At 71.8% G+C, this 16,102-nt stretch carries 15 protein-coding genes; all 15 read right to left on the minus strand.

Annotated features, from left to right (window positions below):
• On the minus strand, positions 1-221 hold a 221-nt coding region (locus FHS39_RS21740; protein ID WP_184351119.1), incomplete at its 3' end, for a flavodoxin-dependent (E)-4-hydroxy-3-methylbut-2-enyl-diphosphate synthase.
• A 4-nt stretch (positions 222-225) separates the two neighbouring features.
• Positions 226-1,248, minus strand: a complete 1,023-nt coding sequence (gene hpnH / locus FHS39_RS21745) for an adenosyl-hopene transferase HpnH (protein WP_184351120.1) — start codon at positions 1,246-1,248, stop codon at positions 226-228.
• Positions 1,249-1,253: 5 nt separating this feature from the next.
• Positions 1,254-1,904 carry a phosphorylase family protein gene (locus FHS39_RS21750; RefSeq protein ID WP_184351121.1) on the minus strand — a complete coding sequence of 217 codons (651 nt, stop codon included), beginning with the start codon at positions 1,902-1,904 and terminating at the stop codon, positions 1,254-1,256.
• Positions 1,904-3,922, minus strand: a complete 2,019-nt coding sequence (gene shc, locus FHS39_RS21755) for a squalene--hopene cyclase (RefSeq protein WP_184351122.1) — start codon at positions 3,920-3,922, stop codon at positions 1,904-1,906. The genes FHS39_RS21750 and shc overlap by 1 nt, the downstream gene beginning before the upstream one ends.
• 131 nt (positions 3,923-4,053) lie before the next feature.
• Positions 4,054-5,193, minus strand: coding sequence for a polyprenyl synthetase family protein (locus FHS39_RS21760; RefSeq protein ID WP_246470398.1), 1,140 nt, complete (start codon positions 5,191-5,193; stop codon positions 4,054-4,056).
• Positions 5,190-6,647, minus strand: a complete 1,458-nt coding sequence (hpnE, locus tag FHS39_RS21765; RefSeq protein ID WP_184351124.1) for a hydroxysqualene dehydroxylase HpnE — start codon at positions 6,645-6,647, stop codon at positions 5,190-5,192. Before hpnE ends, FHS39_RS21760 begins: the two co-directional genes overlap by 4 nt.
• Positions 6,648-6,729: 82 nt before the next feature.
• Complete coding sequence (hpnD, locus tag FHS39_RS21770; protein ID WP_184351125.1) at positions 6,730-7,680, minus strand: presqualene diphosphate synthase HpnD; 951 nt, start codon at positions 7,678-7,680, stop codon at positions 6,730-6,732.
• On the minus strand, positions 7,677-8,585 hold the full coding sequence (gene hpnC, locus FHS39_RS21775) for a squalene synthase HpnC (protein WP_184351126.1): 909 nt from the start codon (positions 8,583-8,585) through the stop codon (positions 7,677-7,679). The genes hpnD and hpnC overlap by 4 nt, the downstream gene beginning before the upstream one ends.
• A 412-nt stretch (positions 8,586-8,997) precedes the next feature.
• Entirely contained in the window at positions 8,998-9,807 is an 810-nt protein-coding gene (locus tag FHS39_RS21780) for an ABC transporter ATP-binding protein (protein ID WP_221463099.1), read from the minus strand.
• Complete coding sequence (locus tag FHS39_RS21785) at positions 9,782-10,726, minus strand: ABC transporter permease (protein ID WP_184351128.1); 945 nt, start codon at positions 10,724-10,726, stop codon at positions 9,782-9,784. Before FHS39_RS21785 ends, FHS39_RS21780 begins: the two co-directional genes overlap by 26 nt.
• A 78-nt stretch (positions 10,727-10,804) precedes the next feature.
• Positions 10,805-11,701 (minus strand): glycosyltransferase family 2 protein, encoded by an 897-nt coding sequence (locus FHS39_RS21790; protein ID WP_184351129.1) that lies wholly within the window; start codon positions 11,699-11,701, stop codon positions 10,805-10,807.
• Entirely contained in the window at positions 11,698-12,477 is a 780-nt protein-coding gene (locus tag FHS39_RS21795) for a CDP-alcohol phosphatidyltransferase family protein (protein ID WP_184351130.1), read from the minus strand. Before FHS39_RS21795 ends, FHS39_RS21790 begins: the two co-directional genes overlap by 4 nt.
• Positions 12,455-13,516 (minus strand): iron-containing alcohol dehydrogenase, encoded by a 1,062-nt coding sequence (locus FHS39_RS21800; RefSeq protein ID WP_184351131.1) that lies wholly within the window; start codon positions 13,514-13,516, stop codon positions 12,455-12,457. Before FHS39_RS21800 ends, FHS39_RS21795 begins: the two co-directional genes overlap by 23 nt.
• Entirely contained in the window at positions 13,504-14,241 is a 738-nt protein-coding gene (locus FHS39_RS21805) for a phosphocholine cytidylyltransferase family protein (protein ID WP_184351132.1), read from the minus strand. Before FHS39_RS21805 ends, FHS39_RS21800 begins: the two co-directional genes overlap by 13 nt.
• Entirely contained in the window at positions 14,238-16,055 is a 1,818-nt protein-coding gene (locus FHS39_RS21810) for a DUF5941 domain-containing protein (protein ID WP_184351278.1), read from the minus strand. Before FHS39_RS21810 ends, FHS39_RS21805 begins: the two co-directional genes overlap by 4 nt.
• Positions 16,056-16,102 lie beyond the last annotated feature (47 nt).

A 16,102-nucleotide genomic window follows, 5' to 3' on the forward strand; every position in this document is an offset into this window, starting at 1 on the left:
ACCCGGACGATCTGGCAGCCGGAGGCCGTCAGCTCGGCGATCTGCTGCAGCGTCGCACCGATGTCCGACGTGCGGGTCGTCGTCATCGACTGGACCGACACCGGGGCGTCGCCGCCGACCGGGACCGACCCGACCTGGATGCGCCGCGAGGGGCGGCGCATCGCCAGCGGCCGGGCCGGCACGTCGGGCAGCCCCAGCGGGAGCGGCTCCGTCGTGGCCATGGCGTCAGCCCCGGTTGCCGGAGACGGTCTCGCGGGCCGCGCGCAGCGACTCCTTGAGGGAGCCCATGGTGGCGAGCACGGCCGTCGGCTCGTAGCCGCAGTGCGCCATGCAGTTGGCGCACCGCGGGTCCTTGCCCCGCCCGTACTTCTCCCAGTCGGTCTCCTCGATCAGCTGCCGGTACGTCGGCACATAGCCGTCGCTCATCAGGTAGCAGGGGCGCTGCCAGCCGAAGAGCGAGTAGTTGGGGATGGCCCACGCGGTGCACGGGAAGTCGGCCTTGCCCTCCAGGAAGTCCAGGAAGAGCGGGCTGTGGTTGAGTCGCCACCGGCGCCGGTTGCCCCCGGCGAACGCCTTCTTGAAGAGCTCCCGGGTCTGCTCGACGCCCAGGAAGTGCTCCTGGTCGGGGGCCTTCTCGTAGGCATAGGCGGGCGAGATCATCATCTCGTCCACCTGCAGCTCGTCATTGAGGAAGTTGAGGACCTCGATGATGGTCTGCGGGGTGTCGGTGTTGAAGAAGGTGGAATTGGTGGTGACCCGGAAGCCACGCCGTTTGGCCTCCTTGATCGCCTCCACCGCCTCGTCGAAGACGCCTTCCTTCGCAACGGACTCGTCGTGCCGCTCCCGCAGCCCGTCGATGTGCACGGCGAACGCGAAATACGGGGAAGGAGTGAACTTCTCCATCTTCTTCCGCATCAGCAGTGCGTTGGTGCAGAGGAAGACGTATTTCTTCCGCGCCACCAACTGCCGCACGATCTCGTCGATCTGCGGGTGCATCAGCGGTTCGCCACCGGCAATGGAGACCATCGGCGCGCCGGACTCCAGCACGGCGCCGACGGCCTGGGCAACCGGCATGCGTTGTTTCAGCACCCCGGCCGGATGCTGGATCTTCCCGCATCCCTCGCACTTGAGGTTGCAGGCGAAGAGCGGCTCGAGCTCGACGATGAGCGGGAACTTCTCCCGCTTCCGCAGCTTCTGTTCAAAGAGATAGGTCCCGACCCGGATGGTCTGGCGAAGCGGCATGGCCATCTGGCTCACCTCCTGGGGAGCAGCAAAGAACGGTGCCATTCGAAAAAAGCCGGAAGGACGGTGCGGAGTACGCGGAAGGCTGATATTCCACCCCGCAAGGTCCCGATTCGTACGAGTTCATGTTCTGGAGCGTCCACGACCACCCGGACGGCCGCAACAGGTCGTGAACCGGCCCGCACGGCGCTTCGGAGCGTGGCCGCGGACTCCATGTCCACGGCGAGTGCGCCCGCGGCGTGCAGGTCGGCGCGTTCCGCGCCGCGCACGACGTGGTCGGAGCCGACGAGCGGCCCGGTGTGGATGACGCTGCCGGTCACGGCGCGCGCGAGCTCCTTGGCGAGGAACTCCACGCCGACGCACTCCGTCCGCCCCGCACGGTCGCGCGTCTCGTCGGCGACGACCAGGTCACCGGGGTGCATCCCGGGGGCCAGGCCGGCGCAGAAGCCGGTGGCGATCACAGCCGCCTCACGCATGGCCGGATCCCCGGCCAGGGCCTGCGCGACGGCACGGTCCGCGGCCTGCGGGCCCATGCCGGTGCGCAGTACAGTCACGGGCCCGGCCGCACCGCCGAGGCCGCCGCGCAGGGCGAGGCGCTCGATGCCGAGCGCACAGGCGATCAGCAGCGGTGCGGGGGCGGGCGTGCCCGTGGCCGGGGTCATCAGCCCGCCCGCCGCTCGGCGGTGAAGGGCTCGCCGTGCAGGTACCGGCCGAGGGCGGTGAGCGGGAAGACCTGGCGGTAGAGGTGGTAGTTGATGGAGAAGTCCCAGGGGAAGCCCGTGCCGGTGAAGTGCGGCTCGTCCCAGGAGCCGTCCTCGGCCTGGGTCCGTGCGAGGAAGGCGACGCCCCGCTCGACGGCCGCGCCCTCCCGCTCTCCGGCGGCCAGCAGGGCCAGCAGCGCCCAGGCGGTCTGCGAGGCGGTCGAGGCGCCCCGCCCGATCCACTCGGGGTCCCGGTACGAGCGCAGGTCCTCGCCCCAGCCGCCGTCGGCGTTCTGCACGGCCTCCAGCCAGGCCACGGCCCGCCGGACGGCCGGATGCGAGGCCGGGAGCCCGGCCGCCACCAGGGCGGGGAGCACGGATCCGGTGCCGTAGACGTAGTTGACGCCCCAGCGCCCGAACCAGGCGCCGCACTCTTCCTGTTCGGCCAGCAGCCACTCGATGCCGCGGCGGGTGCGCGGGTGGTGCTCCATGCCGAGGACGGCCAGCATCTCCACCACGTGGGCGGTGACGTCGGCCGAGGGCGGGTCGATGACCTCGCCGAAGTCGCAGAAGGGCAGCTTGTTGGGGAGCTTGCTGGTGTTGTCGGCGTCGAAGGCGCCCCACGCGCCGTTCTTCGACTGCATCCCCAGCGTCCAGCGGGCGGCCCGCTCGACGGCCGCCTCCACCCGGCGCGGCTGGGGGTGGTCGACGCGCCTGAGCGCGAGGACGACCTCGGCCGTGTCGTCGATGTCGGGGTAGTTGTCGTTGTGGAACTCGAACGACCAGCCGCCCGGGGTCAGTCCGGGGCGCTGCACCGCCCAGTCGCCGGAGCGGACGACCTGTTCGTCCAGCATCCAGTCGGCGGCCTTGACCAGGGCGGGGTGGTCGGGGCGCAGCCCCGCGTCCACGAGGGCCACGGCGGCCAGGCAGGTGTCCCAGACCGGGGACTGGCAGGCCTCGATCATCCGTACGGGGCGGCCCTCGGCGTCCTCGTACCAGATGGCGAAACGGTCCAGCGATGCCAGGCCCTCGCGCAGCACCGGGTGGTCCAGGTCGTAGCCGAGCAGGTGGAGGGCGATGACCGAGTAGACGGCGGGCGGCTGGATGCCGCCCCAGCAGCCGTCGTTCTCCTGGCGCTCGATGATCCAGCGGGCCGCGGAGTTCAGGGCCGCGCGGCGCAGCGGGCCGACCGGGAAGCGGTGGTAGAGGTGCAGCGCCTTGTCCAGGCGCTGGAAGAGGCCGTCCCAGGTGGTGGCCGGGGCGAGCGGGCGCGGCGGGTTGGGGCGGCGCGGGTCGGTGTGCAGCTCGTCGAGGGCGAAGGGGGCGGGCCGTACGGGCCGCAGGGCCGAGACGATGGTGAGCGGCACGATGGTCTGCCGGGCCCACTGGCCGAAGTCGTAGAGGTTGAGGGGCGCCCGCTTCGGCAAGTACATGATCTCGGGCGGCAGTTCGGGGAGGTCTTCCCACTTCCACCAGCCGAAGAGGGCGAGCCAGATGCGGGTGAAGACCCGGGCGGCGGCGATGCCGCCCTGCTCGCGGATCCAGGCGGAGGCGGCGGCCATGTGGGCGGCGTCGGGGGCGTCCCCGGCGAGCCGCAGCGCGACATAGGCCTCGATGGTGGCGGAGAGCTCGGCGGGCCCGCCGTGGAAGGTGGCCCAGGTGCCGTCCGGGCGCTGCCGGGAGCGGATGAAGCGGGCGGCGGCCTCGGTGGTCTTCTCGTCCCCCACGCCGAGGAACTGACGGAGCAGCAGGTCTTCGGCGTCCATGGTGACGTTGGTCTCCAGGTCGCCCTTCCACCAGCCGCGCTCGTCCTGGTGGGCGAGCAGGTGGTCCACGGCCCGGGCGGCGGCCCGCTCGGCGGCTTCCCGCGCCTTGGGCGGCTCACCGGCCGCCTCGGTGCGGGGCAAAACGGTTGTGCTGTGGCCGGCCTCGGCTGCGCGGGGCTCTGCGGCCCCGGTGCCGTCGGTCGTCGCTGTCATGGCTTCCCCTAATGCAGTGAGTTTCTTCTCTGCCGTACTGCTTGTGACTGCCGTACTGGGGGGTTCCGTCGGCCGGTGCCGCACAGGGGGCACCGGCCGGCGACCGCGATCGCTGGGTAAGTGAATGGCAATCATCTCTTTCGTACGACGACGAAGTCGGCGAGCGCGACGAGCTGCGCCCGGACTTCTTCGGGCATGTCGACCCGGCCGAGCGCCTCCACCGCGGTGGCGTGCTGGCGGAGGGCCTCCTGGGAGGTCCACTCCCGGCCGCCCGCCTCCTCGATCAGCGCCGCGCGGCTGGCGAACTCCTCCTCGTCGAAGTCGGCCAGCTGGGCGTCGGTGAGCCCCGCGTCGGCGGCGAGCAGCTCGGCGAGTCGCTCGGAGGCGGGGCCGCCCGCCGCGAGGGCGGCGACCACCGGGAGGGACTTCTTGCGCTGGCGCAGGTCGCTCCAGGTCTGCTTGCCGGTGGCCTCGGGGTCGCCCCAGATGCCGAGCAGGTCGTCGACGGCCTGGAAGGCGAGGCCGAGGTGGTAGCCGTAGGCCTCGAGGATGTCGGCCGTACGGTCGTCGGCGCCGCCGAGGACGGCGCCGATGGAGACGGCGCACGCCAGCAGGGCGCCGGTCTTGTTCCCCTCCATCTCCAGGCACTCCGCGACGGTGACGCGCTCGCGGTGTTCGTAGGAGATGTCCTGGGCCTGGCCGTCGATGAGCTTGCGGGTGGCGGTGGTCAGCCGCCGGGTGGCCCGGCCCGCCTCGACGGTGCCCAGCTCCAGCAGGACCTCGTTGGCGAGGGCGAAGAGCGCGTCGCCGACGAGGATGGCCTGGGCAGGGCCGTACAGCTTCCACACCGTGTCGCGGTGGCGGCGCTGTTCGTCGCCGTCCATCAGGTCGTCGTGCAGCAGCGAGAAGTTGTGCACGAGCTCGACGGCGACCGCGCCGGGGATGCCGATCTCGGCCGCCGCGCCGGCGGCTTCGGCCGAGAGCAGGGCCAGGGCGGGCCGGACGGCCTTGCCCTGGTCACCGTGGGCGGGCCGGCCCTCGGCGTCGATCCAGCCGAAGTGATAGGCGGCGACGGTGTCCATGGGCGGCGCGAGCCGGTTCACGGCGGCACGCAGCACCGGCGTGGCAAGCGTCCGTCCGCGCTCCAGCAGGGCGGTCACGCCCGCGGTGTCGACAGTTGGGATCGCCGATGTCACGGTCTCTCCTCTGGTGGTCGTGCTCGTACGCGCCCTGTCTGAGGGAACGCGCCTTGTGATGGCTCGCTGGTTCATACCGCCGCCTCCCGCAGGGGGTCCCGATGCGGTCGGCCGAGCTCGGAGAGTGCCGCGCCGACGGCGTTCAGACCGCTCCGCACCGCGCTCTCCATGGTCGCGGGCCAGCCGGTGGCGGTCCACGCACCGGCCAGGTAGAGGCCGGGCGCGTTCGTGGGGGCGTCCGGCCGGAGCCGGCCGACGCCGGGGGCCGGGGCGAACGTCGCCGTGCGCTCCCGGGTGACGAAGAAGTCCTTCACGTCCGCCCGGCGGGCGGCGGGCAGCAGCCGCTGGAGCTCGGGCAGGTAGCGCTCGCGCAGCTCGGCGACCGGCCGGTCGATGTCGTCCTGCGCGGCCGACTGGGAGACGGCCAGATACTGCGCGCTGCCGTCGCGCGCGGCCAGCCCGGAGGATTCGGTGCGGTCGAAGACCCACTGCACGGGGCTGCCGAGGGCGGCGAAGAAGGGCTGCCGCAGGACCTTGCGGTCGTAGACGACGTGCAGGTTGAGGATGGGGGCGGTGCCGATGCCCAGCAGCCGGTCCGGCTCGTCGAGGGCGCCGTCGGGCAGCAGAGCGTGGGTCTCGCGCTGGGGCAGGGCGAGCACCACGGCATCGGCCTCCAGCCGGCCGGCGCTGCCCGGCCCGGCCTCGGTGTCCACGTGCCAGCGGCCGTCGGCGGCCCGGGAGATCGCGGTGGCGCGGGTGCGCAGGGCGGTGTGCACGCCCGCGGCGTCGAGGGCGGCGCGGGCTCTGGTGTCGTGCAGCTCGCCCAGCGGGACGTGGGCCCAGCCGATGTCGGCGGCGCCGGGCTCGGAGAGCAGCCCGGTCTTGAAGACCATGGCGGCCAGGCCCAGCGAGGACTGGTCCGCGGTGGCGTTGAGGGTGGCCACTCCGACGAGATCCCACAGGGCCTCGATGGTGCGCGGCGACTGGCCGCGGCGGTGCAGCCAGGTGGCGAAGTCCGTGCCGTCCAGCGCCGGGTCGGCGGGGTCGAGCCCGCGCAGCGCGATCGCGGCGCGGCCGACCTTGGCCCGCTCGGCGAGCGAGAGGTGCGGGTAGGTGGCGAGACTGGCCGCCAGGTGCAGCGGTACGGGCAGCGCAGTGCGGCGCAGCCGGCCGAGCCGGGGCCGTCCGGAGCGGTGGCCGACGTCGAGGACGGGCACGTTCAGCCGGTCCTGGAGGGGGGCCAGGTGCTGCGAGCCGATCCGCTCCAGAAACCACTGGTAGGCGGTGCAGCAGCGCAGGTAGACGTGCTGGCCGTTGTCGACGGTCAGCTCGCCGCGGCGGAAGGAGAAGGCGAGGCCGCCCAGGCGCGGGCGGCCTTCGAGCAGGGTGACCCGCAGGCCGGCGTCGGCGAGCTCGAGGCCGGCCGTGATGCCGGCGAGGCCACCCCCGATCACCACCGCGGCCGCCCCGTCGGGGCGGCCTGCCTCGTGAGCGCGGAGCCGGTCGGGCCGGGTCGTGCGTGGTGTCATGCGCTCACCTCCTCGGCTGCTGTCAGGGACGTGCCGACCGGGTGGAGGGTTGCGCACCGCTTGCCGGTGTGGGAACGGGCCATCAAGCGCGCCCCCTGGCGGTCTGCCGGTGGACGCTGCGCGCGTCGTACCCCGACAGTCCACGGACGGCGACGAAGGCCTTTTCCCGGCCGGGCAGCGAGACCCTGCCGCGCAGCACGGCCTGCGGCTCCTCGGCGATGCGGTCCAGCAGCCTGCGGTAGATGCCGGACATGGCGGCCACGCAGGCGCCACTGCGGCGGTCGAGCATGGGCAGCAGCCGGGTGCCCTCGGCGAAGAGGGCGCGGGCGCGCCGCACCTCGAAGTGGACCAGCCCGGTGAAGTCCGCCCCGGCCGGGGGCCTGGCAGAGTGGAACCCGGCGGAGCAGCCGAACTTGGCGAGGTCCTCGGCGGGCAGGTAGGTGCGCCCGTTGGCGGCGTCCTCGCGGACGTCACGCAGGATGTTGGTGAGCTGCAGCGCGAGCCCCAGCGTGTCGGCGTACTCGGCCGCGCGCGCGGCGTCCCGGGCGCCGGGCACGGTGCCGAACACGCCGAGCGAGAGCCGGCCGATGGCGCCCGCCACACAGCGGCAGTAGGCGCGCAGCTCGTCCCACGTCTCGTAGGTCTCGCCCCGCACATCCATTTGGACGCCGTCGATCAGTTCGTCGAGCCCGCCGAGGGGAATCGGGAAGCGTCGCACGGCATGCGCGAGCGCGACGGCCACCGGGTCGGTGTCGTCCTCATCGATGTCGCCCTGGCGGATCCGGTCGAGCGTGGTGCGGGCCTCTTCCAGCCGGAGCCGCTTGGACTCGGCGTCCAGGGGCCCGTCCCCGATGTCGTCGACGCGCCGCGAGAAGGCGTACAGGGCCGACATGGCCCGCCGCTTGGCGGTCGGCAGCAGCCGGATGCCGTAGCTGAAGTTGCCTGCCTGCTGTCCGGTGACGGCCTCGCAGTAGCTGTACGCGGCGAGTACCGGCGGCGACGCGTGTGGCGTTCCGTTCACGGTCCCGCTCACCCCTCTCTTCGCAGTGTCGCCCCCACCTCGCGCAGCAGGCTGAGCTTGGTGGGTTTGGGAGGTCCAGGGAGAACGTCGTGTCCCGCGGCGGCGACCGCTCTGAGCGCGGCCCTCCCCCCGCCCACGAACCCCGCGAGCAACAGCTTCAGCCTGCCGTGGACGCTACCCACGAGGGGGGTCCCTTCATTCAGCAGGTGCCCGGCGCGTTCCGCCTCGTACGCGACCAGCGCGCGCACCGATGCGCTGCTGGTGGGGAGCGCGAGGTCGGACTCCGTGACGCGGAAGCGCTTCATGTCCTCGGCGGGGAGGTAGACACGGTCTCTACGGAGGTCTTCGGCGACGTCCTGTAGGTGTTCGACGATCTGCAGAGCTGTGCAGACCGCGTCCGAGCGGCGGATCCGCTCGGGGCTCGCTGTGCCGGTGATGCCGAGGACGAGGCGGCCGACGGGGTTCGCGGACAGCTCGCAGTAGGCGAGCAGGTCGTCGTACGTCCCGTAGCGGCGGACGCGCTGGTCCTGGCGGTTGGCCTCGATCAGGCCCAGGAAGGGCTCGGGGGTCAGACCGCACCGGCGGACGGTCGGACGCAGGCGGAGCAGCAGCGGGTGGCGCGGGCCCGTGCCGGGGGTGTCGGATACGTTGAAAACACGGCGGAGGTCGGCCTCGAAGGCGTCGAGCATGGCCGTGCGGTCGTCCGCCTGCTCGCGGTCGAGGCCGAGGAGCTCGGCGTCCCGGCCGCCGGGGGCCAGGTCGCCGTCGCCGATGTCGTCGACGAGGCGGGCGTAGCCGTAGACGGCCATCAGGTCCTCACGCCAGGCGCGCGGCACGAAGAAGGGCGCCACGGGGAAGTTCTCGTGCGCGGCCTTGTCGAGCACGGCGCGCGAGTGCGCGTCCGTCCCCGCGGTCATCGCGGGCTGCCCGGACCGGGGACGGCGTACGCGTCTCTGCTCTGGAGAGGCCCCGCAGCCAATACAGCCATTGCCGTCACATCTCCCGTTCTACACTGCCGACCCAGAACATCCTATTTCGGACACGCCGCAGGGCCGCCCTCCCCTTGGGCTCCCCCGGAGGCGGCCCCGGTGCCGCCCCGTCGGCGGGGGACACACGGGTACTCACCGTGCCCCACCGCAAATCAGGCGCAAAACAGCACGGTACAGCGTACGCCGTACAAATATCCGACGACCGCCGGGGTACGTGCTTGATCCATACAATGCCACGCGGGGCACGAATAGGCCCTGCCAATAAGCCAGTTGATCGTTACGGAACGGTCAAGGCCCCCGCTGACGGCTGCCGGCGGGGGCCTTGGCACGGGGCGTACCGTTACCGGGCCGTCTCCTTCTCGTAAGCCCGGACCACCTCGTCGGTCGGGCCGTCCATCAGCAGCTCGCCGCGCTCCAGCCACAGCACGCGGTCGCAGGTGTCACGGATGGACTTGTTGTTGTGGCTGACCAGGAAGACCGTGCCGGCCTCCTTGCGCAGCTCCCGGATGCGGGCCTCGGACCGCTTCTGGAACGCCCGGTCGCCGGTGGCCAGCGCCTCGTCGATCATCAGCACGTCGTGGTCCTTGGCCGCCGCGATGGAGAAGCGCAGCCGGGCCGCCATGCCGGAGGAGTACGTGCGCATCGGCAGCGTGATGAAGTCGCCCTTCTCGTTGATGCCGGAGAAGTCGACGATCGACTGATAACGCTCGCGGATCTGCTCCCGGGACATGCCCATCGCCAGACCGCCGAGCATCACGTTCTTCTCGCCCGTGAGGTCGTTCATCAAGGCCGCGTTGACGCCCAGCAGCGAGGGCTGGCCGTCGGTGTAGACCTTGCCGCGCTCGGCGGGCAGCAGCCCGGCGATCGCCTTGAGCAGGGTCGACTTGCCCGAGCCGTTGGAGCCGATGAGGCCGATGGCCTGGCCCCGGTAGGCGGTGAAGCTCACGCCCTTGACGGCGTGCACTTCGCGCACGCCCGCACCCGGCTTGCGGCGCACGATCCGGTTCAGGGCGGCGGTGGCGCTGCCCCGGCCGGTGTTGCCGCCGTAGACCCGGTAGACGATGTGGACGTCGTCCGCGATCACGGTGGGGATGCGCTCGGACGTCGTGTCGATGATGTTCTGTTCAGCCACGGCCGTACTGCTCCTCAGCCTTCCAGAAGTACACGAAGCCGCCGATGCCCAGCAGCAGCGCCCAGCCGACCGCCAGCGCCCACACATGCGGCGGAAGGATGATGTGCTTGGTCGCCTTGTGGCTGGTGATCAGCGCGGACCGCATCAGGTCGATGTAGACGGCGGCCGGGTTGGCGCTGAGCATGGTGGTCAGCCAGTGCGGGGAGTGGGCCTTCTTCAGCGCCTCGACCAGGTTGTACATCACGCCGGAGGAGTACATCCAGGTGCGCATGATGAACGGCAGCAGCTGGGCGAGGTCCGGGGTCTTGCTGCCCAGGCGGGCGAGGATCATCGCCAGACCGGTGTTGAAGACGAACTGCAGCGTCAGCACCGGCACGATCAGCAGCCACGAGGGCTGCGGAGTGTGCCCGAACCCGAGCAGGAAGATGAAGAGCACCAGCATCGAGTACAACAACTGCTGGAGCTGCTGCAGCGCGAAGGAGACGGGCAGCGCGGCCCGGGGGAAGTGCAGCGCCCGCACCAGCCCCAGATTGCCCGAGATCGAGCGCACGCCGGCCATCGCCGAGCTCTGGGTGAAGGTGAAGACGAAGACGCCCGTCACCAGGAAGGGGATGTAGGTGCCGATCCCCATTCCCTTGCTCTGCTGCATGAGCACGCCGAAGATGAGGTAGTACACCGATGCGTTCAGCAGCGGCGTCGCCACCTGCCACACCTGGCCCAGCTTGGCCTGGCTGTACTGGGCCGTCAGCTTGGCCCGGGAGAACGCCACGATGAAGTGCCGCCGCGCCCACAGCTGCCGCGCGTACTCCGGCAGTGACGGCCGGGCACCGCTCACCGCGAGGCCGTACTTCCTGGCCAGATCGGCGGCGGGCATTCCGTCGTCGGCTGATGGCGGGGCACTCATGGCGACCGCACTGTCGTGCGTTGTCTCGCTCACAGTTGACACTTTCGTCCTCAAGGTGCGCTGCCGGGGCGGGGCCCCGGGCTGCGCCCGATGCTCTCAGACACGAGCTTGTCAGATCACGGGCGGGCGACCCAGTCGGGTCAGGCGCCAAACGGTACGCCACTTCATGGGCCGCCGCGGACCGCAGGGCGTCGTCCACCCTTCCTTGAAACCGCCGAGCCATGCGCGCAGCGCGGGCAGCGACGGCCGTCGGGCCAGGGTCAGCAGCAGCCACACCCCGACGTAGACGGGGACCAGCGGCGCCGGAAGGTTGCGGCGGGCCAGCCAGACCCGGTTGCGGGCCACCATGCGGTGGTAGACCGCGTGCCGGGTGGGCGGCATGGTCGGGTGGTGGAGCACCATGTCCGACCGGTAGTCGATCATCCAGCCGGCGTCCAGCGCACGCCAGGCGAGGTCGGTCTCCTCATGGGCGTAGAAGAACTCGTCCGGCAACCCGCCGACCTCGGCGAAGACCTGGGTGCGGACCGCGTTGGCGCCGCCGAGGAAGGTGGTCACCCGGGAGGAGCGCATCGGGTCCGAGGCGCGCAGCCGGGGGACGTGACGGCGCTGGGTGACGCCCGTTTCGGGGTCGGCGATGCGGAAGCTGACGATGCCCAGCTTCGCATCGGCCGTGAACGCCTCACGGCACAGCTCGGCGGTGTCCTGCCGCGGCAGGAGGCCGTCGTCGTCGAGGAAGAGCAGGATGTCGACGTCCCGTCCGGCGGGGCCGAACGCCTCGATGCCGACGTTGCGCCCGGCCGGGATGCCGACGTTCTCCGGCAGCTCGACGGTCCGTACGGCCAGGCCCGGGACGCTGATCTCCGGCAGCGGCGAGCCGTTGCCGACCACCGCCACCTCGATCGCCTCGCCGGTCTGCTTGGCCACCGACTCCAGCAGGGCGCGCAGCTCCTCGGGGCGGTTGCCCATGGTGAGGACGACCGCGCCGACCTTCATGCCCGGGCCCGTCATCGCAGCCTGCTCGACGCGAGGATGGACACCAGGTGCAGAAGGGTCTGCAGAACGGCGATGGCGGCGAGGACCGCAGTGCCGAGCCGGGTGAAGAACAGATCGCCCCTGGCCGAGTCCACGACCGCGAGGAGCAGGATCAGCAGCGACGCCTCGATCCCGAGGATCAGCCGGTGGAACTTCAGCGCCGCGGCGGCCTTCCGGGCCAGCGCCATGCCGGAGGAGCGCGGCTCGGAGGCAGCCTCCTTGACCGGCGGCAGGCCGGCCTGGTGGCGGGCGACGCCGACGAGGTCGGTCTCGGCCTTGATCAGGACGGCGCCGAGCGCGGCGAGGGTGCCGAGGAAGGCCCACAGCCAGTCGATCCGGCCGCCGCCCCACAGGTCGGCGGCGCGCAGGCCCAGGCCGACCAGGACCGCGGCGTCGCACAGGTAGGCGCCGACCCGGTCCAGGTACACCCCGGAATTCGAGTACTGCTTCTTCCAGCGGGCGAGCTCGCCGTCGACACAGTCCAGCAGCAGGTAGAGCTGGACCATGACCACGCCGAGCACGGCGCCCGTGATCCCCGGCACCAGCAGGGCCGGGGCCGCGAGGACGCCCGCGACGGTCATCAGGTAGGTGAGCTGGTTGGGCGTGACCCTGGTGTTCACCAGGTGACGGTCCACCCGCAGCGAGATCTCCCGCATGTACAGGCGGCCCGCCCAGTGCTCACCGCTGCGCCGGTCCTTGACACCCTCGGGGTGCACGACCGGGCGGAGTTCAGCGACTGACGGTTTGTGCATAGTCGGCGTATGCGTCCCTGATCTGGTCGGTGGAGAGGTCGAGGTGCTCCAGGATCGTGTAGCGCCCGGGGCGGGTCTGCGGAGCGAACTCCACGGCCTTGACGAACTCCTCGTCGGTGAAGCCGATGTCCTCGGCCAGTACGGGCAGGTCGTGCCGGCGCAGCACCTCGACCATCAGCGCGGACTCCGCGGCGGCACCGCGCAGGTGCATCGCGAAGGCGGCGCCCAGGCCGCACTGCTCGCCGTGCGGCGCGGCGCGCTTGGGGTAGAGCAGGTCGAAGGCGTGGTTGATCTCGTGGCAGGCGCCGGAGGCCGGGCGGCTGTCGCCGGCGACGGACATCGAGATGCCGGTGAGGACGAGGCCCTCGGCGAGCACCTGGAGGAAGCCGTCGTCGTTGACGTCGCCGGGGTGGCGCAGCACGGCCTCGCCGGCCTGGCGGGCCATGGCCGCGGCCAGTCCGTCGATGGCCTCGCCCGTCACCCGGTGGGACAGCTCCCAGTCGGCGACGGAGGAGATGTTGGAGATCGCGTCGCCGATGCCGGAGCGGACGAAGCGGACCGGGGCCTGGCGGATCACGTCGAGATCGATGACGACGGCGATCGGGTTGGGCACGCCGTACGAGCCGCGGCCCGCGTCGTTGTCCAGGGTGGCGACCGGCGAGCACAGGCCGTCGTGCGACAGGTTCGTCGCGACGGCGACCAGCGGCAGGCCGATGCGCGCGGCGGCGAACTTCGCACAGTCGATGATCTTGCCGCCGCCCAGGCCCACGACCGCGTCGTAGCGCCCGGACTTCATGTCGTCCGCCAGCCGGATCGCGTCGTCCAGCGTGCCGCCGCCCACCTCGTACCAGGAGGCGCCGGGCAGCGCCGGGGCGAGCCGCTCGCGCAGCACCGCCCCGGAGCCGCCGCTGATGGCGACGGCCAGCTTGCCGGAGCTGGAGATCCGCTGGTCGGCCAGGACGCTCGCGAGATCGTCCAGCGCCCCGGCACGGATGTCGACGACGACCGGCGAGGGGATGAGCCTCGTCAGTACTGGCACGCGATCTCCCGGCCCTTGGCGAGGTCGTCGTGGTTGTCGATCTCGACCCACTTCACATCGCCGATGGGGGCCACGTCGACCTTGAAGCCGCGGTTGACCAGCTCCTGGTAGCCGTCCTCGTAGTAGAGGTCGGGGTCGCGCTCGAAGGTGACCTTGAGCGCGTCGGCCAGGTCGGCGGCGGCCTCGCCCTCGATGAGGGTGACGCCGATGTACTCACCGGTGGCCTCGGCCGGGTCCATCAGCTTGGTGATCTTCTGGACGCCCTTGTCGGGGTCCACGACGACCTTCATCTCCTCGTCGGCCAGCTTCTTGACCGTGTCGAGGGCGAGGATGATCTTCTGGCCGTTGCCACGGGCGGCGAGCAGCGTCTTCTCGACGGAGACGGGGTGCACGGTGTCGCCGTTGGCGAGGATCACATCGTGCTGGATCGCGTCACGACCGCACCACAGGGAGTAGGCGTTGTTCCACTCCTCGGCCTTGTCGTTGTCGATCAGCGTGAGCTTGAGGCCGTACTTCTGCTCCAGGGCTTCCTTGCGCTCGTAGACGGCTTCCTTGCGGTAGCCGACGATGATCGCAACCTCGGTCAGGCCGATCTCGGCGAAGTTGCCGAGCGTCAGGTCGAGGATGGTCGTGTCGCCATCGACCGGCACCAGAGCCTTGGGCAGGGTGTCGGTGTAGGGGCGCAGACGCCGTCCGGCGCCGGCGGCCAGCACGAGGCCGATCATGCGGGTTCTCCTGTTTCGTCGTGTACTGCGGGCGCCCCGGAGGACACCCAGAATCGGATGCTCTCGCTGAGCACCGCGAGCGCGAGGGCGACCGCGAGGGCCGTCAGCGCAATGGTGAAACCCCGACCGTGCCAGAGGGCGGCGGCGGTCGTGACCGCCAGGACACGTCCTTCGTGTCCGCCGATCGCCCGCACCAGCCAGTGCGGGGGGGCACCGGTGCCGCCACGGATTCGGTACACCGTGTCGTAGTGATGGTAGGCGACCGCGGCCACGAGGCCGAAAGCCGCGGGCAGCGCGCCCGGGGCTCCGGAGCGTGCGGCGAGGGTCAGGACCAGGCCGTACTCGGCGGCCCGGAAGATCGGCGGTACGAGCCAGTCGAGCGGGCCCTTGAGCTGCTGGGCCACGGCGACTCCGGCGAAGCAGGCGTACACCCCGGCCTGCAGGACGGCGCGCCAGGTGCCGCCGTTGCCCGCGAGGAGCGGTCCGGCCAGCAGACTGGCCGTGGCCAGCAGCGCCCAGAAGGGGGCGTTGTACGTGCCGCCGGGCACCGTGCGGCCCAGGGAGCGGGCCACGGCCTCGGCCAGGGGGCCGGAGTCGGCGAGGTCCGCCAGCGCCTGGGCGGCGCGGTCGGTCCGCTTCGCCTTGCGGGTCAGGGAGCGCAGGACGCGGCCGGCCGTGGTGTAGCAGGCGGCGACCGCGCAGCCGGCCAGCAGCACGTAGAAGACGGTGCGGGGCGTGGTGAGCGCCGTGAGGACCGCTATCAGCGCCCAGCGCTCGCCGATGGGCAGCACGATCATGCGGCGGGCCCAGACGGTCCAGCCGACGCTGTCGAGCTTGTCGGAGAGGGCTGCGGTGGGGCTGGTGTTGGCGGTGGCGTCGTGGTTGGCCTCGTTGAAGGCGAAGTCGACGACGTGCCGGCAGGTCTGCAGGACCATCGCGCCGAGTGCGAGCGCCCATACATCGTCATGGCCGCCGCCGCGGGCGGCTCCGAGGGCCAGGCCCGCGTAGTAGGCGTACTCCTTGGCCCGGTCGAAGGTCGCGTCCAGCCAGGCGCCGAGCGTGGAGTACTGGAGGGAGTAGCGGGCGAGCTGGCCGTCGGTGCAGTCGAGCACGAACGAGGCGATCAGCAGCACGCCGGCGGCCACGAAGCCGGGCCGGGTGCCGGTCGCCGCACAGCCCGCGGCGATGAGCGCCGTCAACAGTGAGGCGGTCGTCACCTGATTCGGGGTGAGGCCCCGACGCGCGCACCAGCGGGCGAGGTAGCGGGAGTAAGGGCTGATGCAGAAGGTGGTGAAGAAGCCGTCGCGGGACTTCACCGCGGAGCGCAGCCGGACGGCCTCCTCGTCGACGGCGTCGGCCTCGGCCTGCGTCTTGGCGCGGCCTTCCGCGTCCTCGGGCACGGCGGCGACCAGGACGCCCAGCTCGGGGCGGTGCACGGCGATGCCGTCGGCCTCCAGGCGGGTGGCCAGCGCGTCGGGCAGGGGTGCGGGGTGCACGGGCTCGGCCGGCGCGGGGCGTGTGACCGATTCCATCGCCCGGGTCAGTGCGCCACGCGCCTCCGGCTGCGCCGTGAGCGCCCCCGGGGTGGCCCCGGCGGGGAAGCGGGGGTCGGTCAGTGCCAGCCGCAGGGCGTGCAGGTGGCCGGTGAAGCGGGCGTCGACGAGCGCGACCCGTTCGGCGGCGGGGACGGCGGCCAGTGCCGCGGCGGCCCCGGCGGCATCGGCCGTCGTGTGCACGTCGAAGCCCAGGGACCGCAGGTCGTCCTCAAGAGAGGAGCCTGCGGGCAGCGGGCCGGTGAGGATGGCGGTCGACAGACGAACTCACTCCTTGGATGCTGGCGTGGCCGCGGCGGGTCCGCGGG

Origin of the sequence: Streptomyces olivoverticillatus, assembly GCF_014203555.1 — a bacterium.
Taxonomy (GTDB): domain Bacteria; phylum Actinomycetota; class Actinomycetes; order Streptomycetales; family Streptomycetaceae; genus Streptomyces; species Streptomyces olivoverticillatus.